6 protein-coding genes are annotated in these 12,455 nt (G+C 58.9%); 2 read left to right on the forward strand and 4 right to left on the reverse strand.

The annotated features are described in order from the left end of the window. Nucleotides 1-126 precede the first annotated feature (126 nt). On the forward strand, nt 127-6,411 hold the full coding sequence (locus RBB44_RS09535) for a DUF4347 domain-containing protein (RefSeq protein WP_306147136.1): 6,285 nt from the start codon (nt 127-129) through the stop codon (nt 6,409-6,411). An 87-nt stretch (nt 6,412-6,498) separates the two neighbouring features. Here RBB44_RS09535 and RBB44_RS09540 read toward each other — a convergent pair whose 3' ends face one another. Continuing rightward, nucleotides 6,499-7,161 (reverse strand): GNAT family N-acetyltransferase, encoded by a 663-nt coding sequence (locus RBB44_RS09540; RefSeq protein WP_306147137.1) that lies wholly within the window; start codon nt 7,159-7,161, stop codon nt 6,499-6,501. A 642-nt stretch (nt 7,162-7,803) separates the two neighbouring features. Here RBB44_RS09540 and RBB44_RS09545 point away from each other — a divergent pair. After that, complete coding sequence (locus tag RBB44_RS09545; RefSeq protein WP_306147138.1) at nt 7,804-9,015, forward strand: MFS transporter; 1,212 nt, start codon at nt 7,804-7,806, stop codon at nt 9,013-9,015. Between the two features lie 299 nt (nt 9,016-9,314). Here RBB44_RS09545 and RBB44_RS25505 read toward each other — a convergent pair whose 3' ends face one another. The 3 genes from RBB44_RS25505 to RBB44_RS09565 are packed head-to-tail and all read right to left on the reverse strand — an operon-like array spanning nt 9,315 to nt 12,432. Next, nucleotides 9,315-10,370 carry a cupin domain-containing protein gene (locus RBB44_RS25505; RefSeq protein ID WP_371932235.1) on the reverse strand — a complete coding sequence of 352 codons (1,056 nt, stop codon included), beginning with the start codon at nt 10,368-10,370 and terminating at the stop codon, nt 9,315-9,317. Continuing rightward, nucleotides 10,370-11,371 (reverse strand): 4-hydroxythreonine-4-phosphate dehydrogenase PdxA, encoded by a 1,002-nt coding sequence (gene pdxA, locus RBB44_RS09560; RefSeq protein WP_306147139.1) that lies wholly within the window; start codon nt 11,369-11,371, stop codon nt 10,370-10,372. The genes RBB44_RS25505 and pdxA overlap by 1 nt, the downstream gene beginning before the upstream one ends. After that, complete coding sequence (locus tag RBB44_RS09565; protein WP_371932236.1) at nt 11,368-12,432, reverse strand: four-carbon acid sugar kinase family protein; 1,065 nt, start codon at nt 12,430-12,432, stop codon at nt 11,368-11,370. Before RBB44_RS09565 ends, pdxA begins: the two co-directional genes overlap by 4 nt. Nucleotides 12,433-12,455: the final 23 nt, after the last annotated feature.

A 12,455-nucleotide genomic window follows, 5' to 3' on the forward strand; every position in this document is an offset into this window, starting at 1 on the left:
ACGGCACATGACATTATTAAACTTACCTGTGGATGCTGAGAAAAATTAGCTATTTTTAACAATCACCTACTGGAAAATATCGACTCTCTTCAACAACCCTGACCGCTGTTTTAGGAATGGTCCATTATGCAAAAAATCTTTTCTAACCCGGGTCGCCAAAGCAATGTTGTCTATGTCTTTGACACGTTTGTCGATCAAATTGAAACCCTTGTTTCCGGGATCAATAAGACTGCAAAAATCATCCTGATTGACGGGTCCAGCGATGGTCTTCAGCAGCTGGCCAGCCATCTTTCCGGACAAGCGGATATCGAAGAGCTGCATATTGTCTCCCACGGCCGCGATGGCACAATGGTGCTGGGCAATACGGTCCTCTCCAAAGAGACGCTGGGCACCTACGCCTCCGAGCTGATGATCCTCAACCGGGCCCTGAGCAGCTCCGCAGACATTCTTCTTTATGGCTGTGAGATAGCCAAAACGGAAAAAGGCGAAGCGTTTGTTGCGGACCTTGCGGAGGCAACAGGCGCCAACATTGCCGCGTCACGTACACTCACGGGTGCCGCAGACCTCGGCGGCGACTGGGATCTTGACGTCCATGTTGGGGCGCTCACGGCGGGTATCGGGTTTTCTGACACTGCACGCGCGCGCTTCAAAGAGGTCCTTGCCCCGACAACCCTGACCTTTAGCTCCAATAGCGGCGGTAGTATTGGGTCTGACGATATAGCAAGCGATGGCGAGGGTGGCAGTACCGACATTACCGGTATCGAAATTCAGATTATCAACATCTCCGATACAAACGGCACTCAGATCAGTTCCCTCAACTGGTACAGCGACGGCGATCTAGGCTCCAGCGATGGATTTACCGGAGTGACAACAGACTTCGGTTTCGGCGGCGAATGGAAGGGAATGTCCATCAAGAGCGCAGATGGCTCGGAATTCCAACTGGAGTCTTTTGATTTTTATGACTGGGGGACTTCGCCGCGAAGCCCAGAGACTATGAATATTATCGGTTACCGGGATAATGTACAGGTTGCGACAGGTAGCTTCAATTCAAATGGAAACAACAATCGCGTTTCAGTTGATATCGCCTCGAATACGTCTTTCGATTCTGTCGATGAAGTCAGGATAACCTTTAATTCTGGCACCGGATACCTTTCCCTTAACGATATAGTTATTGACGACAATGTTCCGGCCAATGCCGCCCCTGAACTGGGCGGGACCCCTGCGGACGATACGGCGAGCGAAGATGATGCGACGGCGATCGACCTGTCCGCCTACAATGTGTCCGATGCAGATGGCGATACGATCACGCTGACGCTGGCCGTCGACCGGGGCACAGTTGCCTCGACAGATGGCAACGGGACCACAGCCGGTGTCACAGTTGCCAATTCCGGCACCGGATCCATGACCCTTCAGGGCACGGCTGCCAATCTCAACACGTATCTCAACGATACGTCCAAGATTACCTACACCACAGCCTCCAACGATACGACCACAGCTGTTCTGACGGTCACGCCGAATGATGGCACCGTGAACGGCACGGCGGATACGGTCAACATCACGATTTCGGCGGTCAACGACGCGCCGGTTCTGGACGCCACGCAGTCGCCTGTTCTGACGGCCATCGACGAAGATGCGGGCGACGATGACGGGTCGGGCGCGGACGGCGATGACGATGGCGCGAACAATGCCAACAATGGCGGTACCTCCGTGGCTGCGCTCGTGGTCGACGGGTCGATTACGGATGCGGACGGCGGCGCGGTGGAGGCCATTGCCATCACCACCGTCGACAACACCAACGGCGTCTGGCAGTACTCGACCGACAACGGCAGCACCTGGAATGCTTTTTCCGGGACAACCGGATCTTCTGTCGACATTACATCGATGGCGCGGCTCCTTGATGGCAGCTTGAGTGGGGCCATCACACAACTCGTCCGGTTCGTTCCGGATGCGGGTTACAATGGCACGGCCACCCTCACGTTCCATGCATGGGACAAATCCTCCGGAACTGCAGGCGGGACCGCCGATGCATCCACGACCGGCAATGCAACAGCGTTTTCCACCGCCTCGGACACCGCTTCGGTCACGGTCAATGCAGTGAATGATGCGCCAGTGTTCACGGGCCTCGACGGCACGCCGGCCTTCACGGAAGGCGGGTCAGCCGTGGTGCTGGACGCCAATGTCACGATTGCAGATGCCGAACTTGATGCGCTGAACAGCGGCAACGGCAACTATTCGGGTGCCCGCCTGACCATTGCCCGCAATGGCGGGGCTGATGTATCGGACGTCTTTGCCGTTGCCACTGGCGGCAATCTGACCGTCGCCGGCGGGCCGGACGGCGGCGGCACGATCACGGCGGGGGGCAATGCCATTGCCACCATTGCCAATACGGGCAATGGCCAGATCCAGCTGACCTTCGCCGACAATGGCACCACCCCGACAACCGCGCTGGTCAACGAGGTGCTGCAGGCCATCACCTACACCAACACCAGCAACGATCAGACCTCCAACCCGCAGCTCGACTGGTCCTTCTCCGATGGCACCACCAACGGCACCGGGTCGATCACGGTGACCCTCACCGATGTCAACGATGCCCCGGCCCTGACCGCGACGGGGGGCAACCCGACCTTCACCGAAGGCGGTGGCGCCCAGGATCTTTATAACACCGTCACCGCCGACACGGTCGAGACAGGCCAGACGTTCACCGCACTAACGCTCACCGTGACCAATGTGGCGGACGGGGCCTCGGAGATCCTGTCCTTCGACGGCTCGGACGTGGCGCTGACCAACAACAATACGGTCACGCCCACGGCAACGAATGGCTTGACGGTCGGCGTGTCGGTCACCGGATCGACGGCGACGGTCTCCTTCTCGGGGGCAACCCTGTCCGAAGCGCAATTGCAGACGCTGGTGGACGGACTGACCTACCGCAATGAATCGCAGGACCCGACGACAGCGGGCAACCGGGTGGTCACCATCACCTCGGTCACCGACGGTGGCGGCGGCACCAACTCGGCCACACCCAACCTGACCTCGACCGTGTCGCTGACGGCCGTCAACGATCCTCCCGTGATCGGCAACCTGAACGGCGACAATACGGGCCTTCAGCCGGGCGCGACCGCCACTATCGACACGGATGGGAACGCGACGGTCGCGAACCCGGATGCGGCCGATTACAATGGGGGGGTCCTGACCATCACCCAAACGGGCGGGGCGGCAAGCGGCGATTTCTCGGTCGACGGTACCGCGGTCACATCGGGCGGAGATGCAACGGTTTCAACCGGTGAGGCCGTTCAGGTCGGCGGGATCGATATCGGAACGGTCAATGTGTTGGATGATGGTCAAGGCGGCAATGACCTGACCATTAACTTCGGCGCGAACGCAACAAGCGCCCGCATTGAGACCCTGATCCAGAACCTGTCGTGGAGTGCGGCCGCCGGATCCGGCGCCCAGACCTTCACGCTGACGCTGAACGATGCCGATGGCATTGCCAACAGCGGTGACGCGGACACGACCGCCAATTTCACCATGACGCTCGGCAATGCTCCAGTGCTGGATCTGGACGGCAACGACAGCGCGGGCACAGGCTCCGGCGGCTATGCCGCCGCTTTCACAGAGAGCACCCCGGTCGCGATCGCCGATACAGACGTTGCGCTGACCGACAGTGATGGCGGGGCGACAATTTCCGCAATCACCATCTCTCTGACCAACGACCAGAACGGGGCCGATGAAGGTTTGTCCGTCAGCGCCGCGGCCCAGAACGCGCTCACGGGCATTGCGGGAGCTGCCGACATCACCCGCCAGGATACCATTTCGATCACCGGCGCAACGGCGAGCCTCGCGGAAGTGCAGACCTTCCTGCAGACCGTCTTTTACGACAACGTCTCGGACGCGCCGGATCTCACTGCCCGAACCATCACCGTGACGGTGACCGACAACGACGGCCTGACATCCTCAAGCGTCACCAGCACGGTCTCGGTGGCGAATGTCAACGATGTCCCTGTATTCGCAGGCGTGGACAACGCGGCCGCTTTCACCGAGGACGGCGCTGCCGTGGTGCTGGATGCCAATGCCACCGTTGCCGATGCCGAACTCGATGCTCTGAACAGCGGCAACGGCAACTACAATGGGGCCACGTTGACACTGGCGCGCAATGGCGGCGCAAACGCGGAAGACACATTCGCAAACAACGGATTGCTGGCGCCACTCACCGAAGGCGGCAATCTGACCTACAACGGCACGACTGTTGGTACGGTGACGACCAATTCGAGTGGCACTCTGGTGCTCACGTTCAACGCAAGTGCAACCTCGGCGCTGGTCGACAGTGTGTTGCAAAACATCACATATTCGAACAGCAACGACACTCCGCCGGCGAATGTCCAGATCAACTACACGTTCAATGACGGCAATAGCGGGACGCAAGGATCGGGCGGCGCCGGATCCGATGCCGACGATTCGATCACGGTCACCATCACCGCAGCGAATGATGCCCCCGTATTCACCAACCTTGATGGCGACGCTCCCTCCGGGGCTCCAAGTGCTGTCATTGCCTTTGATACAGGCGGCAACGTTACGGTGACGGATGCCGACTCGACCGATTTCAACACCGGGATTCTAACGATCACCCGCACCGGCGCGCTGGAAGGCAACTTTGCTCTTAACGATGCCAACGCCACATCGGGCGGCGACGGCACGATCGCGGCCGGCCAGACCATCGCGGTCGGCGCAACCAGCATCGGCACGGTGACCACCGATGGTCAGGGCGCGAACAATCTCGTGATTACCCTGAATGCCAATGCGACGCCAGCGAACGTACAGGCCCTTATCCAGGCGCTTACCTATTCGAGTGCGGAAACCGGATCGCACGGCTTTAGCGTTACCCTTACCGACGGCGATGGTGGAACTTCCTCGGCTGCCACCGTCACGCTGAGCGTTGCCAATCCCTCGACTGGCGGGGGAGGAGGCGGCTCGACCGGACCGGTTACGGTCGTGACCGAAGACAATGACGACGGCAGCGGACCTCCGACCACCACAACAACTGTGACGACGGGATCGGGGGGATCGGGATCGGCCGCCATCGTTCAAAACACGAACAACAACGGAAATGTTGTCACCGCAACCTTGCCGGCCAATACGAGCATCTCCTCAACGGGTCCGAAAACGGCTCAAACTCCCACGCAGGCCGTCAACACATTGGTGGCTGCCGTTGATGCACGCAACGCGTCATCGGAAACAGAGCTTATCGGCGGAGCTCAGGCATATTTGAACACTCTGGCGGAAACGACGACCTTGGACGTGCGGACAATCGCCCCAACGACAACCCAATCCGGTTTGTCAGAACCGATTGTGATTACAGGCACATCGCCCGAAGACGGGTCAACTCAGTCCGAAGCCTTCGTCATTGATCTCCGGTCCTTGCCATCAGGCACGGTGATTCAACTTGAGAACATTGAGTTCGCCACGATCATTGGTGAAGCCACAATCAATGGCGGATCCGGCCAGAATTATGTCATGGGTGATGACAGCGCTCAGATCATTGTCCTGGGCGAGGGGGACGACCAGCTGTTTGGCGGGGCAGGCGATGACACCGTCGGCAGCACCACCGGGAATGATCAGATTTTCGGTGAGGCCGGGGATGATCTTCTGTTCGGCGGTGCTGGCAACGACCTTTTGAACGGCGGTGCCAATCGGGATGCCGCGCTCTATGGCGTAACCCGCGACGGCGTCACACTGGCTGGAACCCGCGGCACGGTGACGGCTGTCGATGCAGGCGGGACCGACACTTTGATAGGTGTCGAACTTCTGGTCTTTACCGGTGAAAACACGACCGGTAAGGACCGGGTGACGGTGCTGCTGCAAGACGAGGCACCCGTTGCCGGGCAATACGGTTTCAGTGAAGCGGCTTATCTGAATGCACATCCGGACGTCGCAGCGGCGGTCGCTGCCGGTATTTTCGCCAGCGGTGCGGAGCACTATGCTCTGTACGGCGACGGTGAAGGCCGCATTGTCGATCTTGTGTTCGATGCACAGTTCTATCTGGCCGACAATCCCGATGTCGCCGCTGCGGTAACAGAAGGTATTTTTGCCTCGGCGTCAGAGCATTACCAGCTCCACGGCTCTGCAGAAAACAGATCGCTAAATCCGCTGTTTGATGGTGCGTATTATCTCACGCAAAACGAGGATGTTGCCAATGCCGTGACTTCAGGGGCTTTTGAAAGCGCCTACCATCATTTCATTCTGTACGGCGACCAGGAGGGACGGGCGGCGTCGCGTTTCTTCGATACAGCGGCCTACCGCACAGAACAGGGGCTCAGCAACGATGTGAGTGCCCTGGAGCATTTCCTGCTCATCGGCCTGCCGCAGGGCGTTACGGCACCAACTGCAGCGGATTTTACCTCTGAAGGGCTCGCATAAGACCCTCACAGCCCGGCCGGTGTCACCGGCCGGGCGTAGGTTGTAGGATCTTCCGGTTCAACGCAGACCAAGTCGGTGACCTCCAAACTACCGATCGTCTGCGCCGCTTCGAAAATCCTGAAGGCGGACGATCTGCCGCCCCTGCGCGTCAAAGTTTTCGGGGTTCAGCCATTTTTCGAAGGCATCTCTGCACAGCGGCCATTCGTCCCGCAATATGGAAAACCAGGCAACGTCCCGTTGCCAGTTTTTGATGATCATTGCGCGCCGCCAAGTGCCTTCGTGCGTAAAGCCAAGGTTGAGAGCTGCACGAAACGACTTGGCGTTTTGCGCCTGGCATCGCCACACAAGCCGCTCATACTGCAAATCATCCATGCCCAGGCACATCAGAAGGAAGATGGCTTCCCGCGACTCCCGCGACCCTTGCAGAGCGGGCGAAAACCAGATGCTTCCGATCTCGAACGCACCATCATCTTGATACACGTCGCATATCGAAAGCCAGCCTTCCGCGCGGCCTGACGTTCCAATGACAGCCCAGAACGGCTGGGTATCGCGAGAGCTCAAGTCCGCGATCAGGGATTTCAGGTGTTCGCGGTCGTCGAAGGGGCCATAGCGCAAATAGGTAAAGCTGTCCGGCGCATCCTTGGCACACATCCAGAGATCATCCAGATGCTTTGCCGACAGTGGCTGCAACTCGATGTACCGCCCGGAGAGGGGCGTTCTTTCGGGGAAACTCCATTCCTCACGATCCATTGCCTTACCCAATGACACAGCAGCGCACCTTCTTGCGGATTTCTGACCCCTTCGGATGCCAAAAATCACAGGACTTCGCAATGACATCGACGTTCGCAAGTCAGTCTTTGGCGTGACAGGCTCCCGACGAACGCTGTCCGCTCCATGCTGCCTGTCGCTTTTGCAGATATCACCGATTTCAGCGAGCTTGGTTCCGAGCTGCGTCTGCTTTTCTAGTGCGGCCAACGGGATCCCTCGTGTTAACTGTTTTCCAAAACCTTTTCACCCGCGCGCGGGCGGTCTACCTAGCTTCGATATAGGCGAAATCGGTTTTGAGGCGCATGGACGGACAGGGGGCTTCACAGCCTGACGTTTGAAGTCCCATTAGTGCAGGCCCGGCTCACTCCTGGACACCGCTTCGCGCGGGACGGTCTCTTGCGCTGTCGATTAGAGCTCTTCATGGTGTCGAGACGGGTGGGTTCGAGAAACTGCCGCCAACTGGTGGTTCTTTCTCGGAAAAACGATATAAACCTTCACTTGGCAGCGGGAATTCAGATACAGGTTCAATATGGCATTTTGTCCGACACCGGTGCGGGCCTATTCCACACGCCGTTGCGGATGGATTCATAAAGACGACCGAATAACGCGGCTGGAGGCCGTGCAATGCATTTGACGGCTCTCAGTCCTGCCGGTTCCCCGCCACGCCAGATCTCCCTGATCCTTCTGTCGGCGATCTCGGTTGTATCCCTGAACATGCATATTCCGTCCTTGACCGCGATGAGCGCTGATTTCGGTGTGTCTTATGCCTACGTCAGTCTGTCTATCTCGCTGTATATGCTCTTGACGGCCTTTCTTCAGATCGTGGTTGGACCGCTTTCCGACCGCTATGGCCGCCGGCCAATCTTGCTGGCAGCCGTTACAGTTTTTCTTGCCGCTTCGGTTGGGTGTGCAATCGCTGAGGACTTTTGGGTGTTCATGGTGTTCCGCCTTGTTCAAGGGGCCATTGCAACCGCGGCGGTGATCTCCCGGGCCATTGTCAGGGACAACGCCGCACCGCAAGACGCTGCCGTCCGTCTGGGTGAAATCGGCATGGCCATGGCTCTTGCGCCCATGCTTGCGCCGATGCTTGGCGGGCTTCTGGAAAGCGGCTTTGGATGGAGATCGACCTTCTGGGCCTTTGCCCTTGCCGCCGCCGCTTTGTGGCTGTTGTCCTGGAAAGACGTTGGTGAGACCAACGCCAGCCGCCACAGCAGTTTTGGCGACCAATTGAAGGGGTATCCCGCTCTCGCCGCCGACCCGGCGTTCTGGAGCTACACGCTTTGCATGGCGTTTTCCGTCGGCGTGTTCTTTGTCTACATCACCGGGATCCCGCTGGTCGCGACCGGGTATTTCGGCATGTCTCCCGTTGGGACCGGTGTCGTGATGGGACTGCCGCCCGTTGGCTTCATGCTGGGCAACTGGATTGTCATCCGCTTGGGCCAGAAGGTTCCCCTGTCGTTGCTGATGATGACCGGACGGCTCGTCACGCTGGTTGCCCTCCTGATCGCGGCGCTGCTCCTTTCCCTTGGACGCGCGGATGCACTGTCGTTCTTTCCCTGGATGATTGCGATCGGCATCGGCAACGGCCTTACAATGCCGTCGGCCAATGCGGGTGTCATGTCGGTGAACCCCAAACTGGCCGGGACGGCGTCGGGTCTGTCGGGGGCCATCACCATCCTGATGGGCGCAGGCGCCGCCGCGGCCACGGGCGTGGCGCTGGACGCGATCCCCGGGCCCGCGACATTGCTCGCCATCCTGATCGGCTTTTCGGGCGTTGCACTCGTGCTGGCCCATGCGGCGAAAGGCGCTGAACAGCGCGTGTCAAACGCCATCTGACCGGGTCATGCCATTACGGGCTGAACAAGTCTTACTTTTTTGGCGGACCGCGGCGGCGGCGCTCGCCTGGGACGGATGCGTGGCGCTTCCGGTTTTTGTGACACACTGACAGTGTGGTATGCTCGGGCCAGCGCCGACTTCAAAAATTTCCTTGGTGAGTATCAGCTTTCAGGTTTTCCTTCACTCTGAAGTGGCTTGATGCTCTTGCGCCGTACTTGTGCAAGGCCATGGTCCCGGCTTGCGGGTGCACGTGCTTTTGTAATCTGGCTGAATGCCGCCGTTCAGTTTGCTTCTACAGTTCAAACCCTGGACAGCTCGGTCACCCGGCGCGGGTCGTCGGCATTGCCGGTGTTCACTGTGGTTGCGGGTTCCAAAAGAAGAACCTCGCAGGTTCCGTCCAGAGCCACGGGACAATGTTCCACGCCATGGGGCACGATAATGAACTCGCCCGCGTTGATCACCTCATCCCGGTCGCGGAACTTTATCAGCAACCGGCCTTTGTGCACCAGAAACATCTCGTCTTCGGTCTCGTGATGGTGCCAGACAAATTCGCCTTCGAACTTGGCCAGTTTGATCATCATGTTGTTCACCTGACCCGCCACGCGGGGGCTCCAGGTCTCGGTGAACGAAGCAAAGGCTTGGTCGAGGTTCTTGGGCGCGTGCGGCGACAAATGGTTATTGACACCGGCCACATCCCGTTGGATCGACTGCAACTGGGTTTCCAGTTCAGGGCTGTCGGCCGGATAGTCGCCGTCCAAAGCCGCTGTGCCGATTGTGAAGCCCGCAGCGCCCGAGCGCCGTACGATCTCGATCCGCGCTCGCGACCCGATCGAACCCGCCATGATAACCGGTTTGTCCACCGCCGCGCAGACAGCCGCCATCAATCCGGTGACATTCTCGGTCGAGCGATACGCCAGGAGATCAAGCCCGTGCACCCCGTCGCGTGCCGCCAGTTTGACAGCGCTTTCAACCACTTCGTCAATGTTGCCTGTCAGCACACTGGGGTGGCCTTCGATGCGGCCCGGAAAGGGGAAATACTGAATGCCGGACCCGGCCAAAACCGGCAATACGGCGTCCACATTCGTGCCGCCCAACAGGATGTCGACGCCGATCTCCACTGCTGCCCTGGCCGATGCTACTTCGCTTTCGCGGTCCAGCGAGACAACCTCGAGGTAACTGGTGGCGCCACCAGCCTGGATCGCCGCATTCAACTCTTTCAACCGCTCAAAGGGCAGGCCCACGTCCTTGAAGCCTATGTGGTGTACCCCGGCGGCCAGCGCCGTTTTTAGATGCTGTTCGGCGTCTTCAACTGTCATGTCATTGCGGGTGAGCATGAAGATAAAACGAAGTCCCATCAGGCGATTCCTTTACCTTGGGATGCCACGAGTTTGCCCGCATAACTTATCGCGGTCAGAAGGCTGGCGGCATCGGCCTTGCCGGTTCCGGCAATGTCGAATGCAGTGCCGTGATCAGGGCTGGTGCGCACGAAGGGCAGACCAAGGGTGATGTTTACGCCTTTCTCTAGTCCCATGTATTTGATGGGGATCAGCCCCTGATCGTGGTATTGCGCCACGACAATATCGAACTGACCCTGGCGCGCCATCATAAACACCGTGTCGCCCGGCCAAGGTCCGGAGGCGTTGATGCCTTCGGCCTGAGCGGCCTTGATTGCAGGCGTGATGACCTCGATCTCTTCGCCGCCAAACATTCCACCTTCCCCGGCATGGGGGTTCAGGCCTGCAACAGCCACGCGCGGATTGTCGTATCCCAAGGCTGTGGCACCCTCATGCGCCAGCCTTATTGCCGCCTTCTGCGCCTCGAAATTCCCGCCTGTGATGGCGTCCGATAACGAGCAGTGAATGGTGACGAGGACGGTTCGAATCTCGTCATTTCCAAGCAGCATTGCGACGCGGTCTGCACCGCCTAGGTCGGCGAGCATTTCGGTGTGACCAGGATAGGCAATCCCGGCTTGAGACAATGCCTCTTTATGGATCGGGGCTGTGACGATCCCGCATACTTCTCCCTCCAGCGCGCTAACAACGGCCTGCCGGATAGCGCAATAAGCGGCTCGCCCACTTGTTGCCCGGATTTGTCCCAATGCGGGAAGCTCGGTCAGCTTGCCACAACGCACGACCTCGATCTCCCCCTGTGCGAAACAAGCGTCTTGCACGCAACGCAACCCCCGTACATTATGTACGGCCCCAACAATTCCGACAGCTCGTTCCATCACGCTCGGACAGCCGAACACCAAGGCGCGCACCTCGGGCCGTGCGATCAACGCCTTCGCGATAATCTCTGGCCCGATCCCGGATGGGTCGCCCATTGTGATGGCCAAGGGTTTTTCTTGATCAGTCATCTAATTGCCTTCTGTTTCCCGGCGCTCAGCCCATCGACCGCGCGCAGCAATGTAGCGTCATCGCCAAAACCACCAGCCTTTATTCCAAGCGTAAACGCGCGCCCATCTGGCAGCGTGGCGGTGGCAAGGGGAAAGCCACGCTGCAATTCGCCGATCAAGGTAAACTGGCAAATACAAAGCCGGTTCAACAGGGCATCCATCGTGTCCCCGCCGGTTGCGATCAGCGTGTCACATTCTCTGATATGACCCATGGCTTGCTCCACAAGGTCGGAAAGGACCTGGGCAGGCGTATTGGCCCGATCGCTTGGCACCTGAAGGCACTTGGTCTGGGGATCGTGCTGCGCAACCCGTGTCAATTGCCGATGGCTAACCGGATTTGCGCTGCCGACCACGATCAGAATCGAGGCGCAGTCGGGGAGTGCAAATTCATATGAACGCACCTTCGCAAACCGATTGGCCAATGCAATTGCCATTCCCGGGGAGCCAACCCAAAGTGTATCTTCAGTGTCTTCTATCTCGGCCACCTTCCGGTTCAGTTCCTCCTGTGTAATCGCATCCAGAATGGTTACATCCGGGATCGCGGATGGCAGGAGATCTGAGATGCGCGATGTTGTGGCAGGATGGGCAGGATCGTCGGCATAGGACGATTGGCACACGGGAACGCCGTTCACATATTGAATGCCACCAGTGGTAACGCGCCCGGCGTCCGGAAAGGCCGGCGTCACCACGAGGTGCTTTCGCCCGCTGGCGCGAAAAGCTGCTCCAATTTCCGCTCTAATGTGCCCCCGCAAGGTGCTGTCGATTGTTTTGTAAAGAACCGGAGCGCTGCCAATCGTCTGCGTTGCTTGAGCTGTCATTTTGGTCGCCGCATCCGCACTCCGTGACCGGGTGGCGCAATCAACGGACCATACTTCCGAAGGTGTTGGCACAACGCCTAAGGCTCCACGCGTTACGGTTACAGAAAGACCAGTTCGCCGGAAGGGCGCGCCGCCATAAGCTGCGCTGGTCAAGTCATCTGCCAGAATGCCAATCTGAGGGATAGGTCGTTGCATTTGCTTCATATGGTGAGCATAACAAACGGATA

Source organism: Roseibium sp. MMSF_3247, from assembly GCF_030733765.1.
In the GTDB taxonomy this organism is placed as follows: domain Bacteria; phylum Pseudomonadota; class Alphaproteobacteria; order Rhizobiales; family Stappiaceae; genus Roseibium.

Bases quoted from the DNA above. Each gene is read 5' to 3' on its own strand.
- RBB44_RS09535 (WP_306147136.1), top strand. From the start codon at position 127: ATGCAAAAAATCTTTTCTAACCCGGGTCGCCAAAGCAATGTTGTCTAT.
- RBB44_RS09540 (WP_306147137.1), bottom strand. From the start codon at position 7,161: ATGGATCGTGAGGAATGGAGTTTCCCCGAAAGAACGCCCCTCTCCGGG.
- RBB44_RS09545 (WP_306147138.1), top strand. From the start codon at position 7,804: ATGCATTTGACGGCTCTCAGTCCTGCCGGTTCCCCGCCACGCCAGATC.
- RBB44_RS25505 (WP_371932235.1), bottom strand. From the start codon at position 10,370: ATGGGACTTCGTTTTATCTTCATGCTCACCCGCAATGACATGACAGTT.
- pdxA (WP_306147139.1), bottom strand. From the start codon at position 11,371: ATGACTGATCAAGAAAAACCCTTGGCCATCACAATGGGCGACCCATCC.
- RBB44_RS09565 (WP_371932236.1), bottom strand. From the start codon at position 12,432: ATGAAGCAAATGCAACGACCTATCCCTCAGATTGGCATTCTGGCAGAT.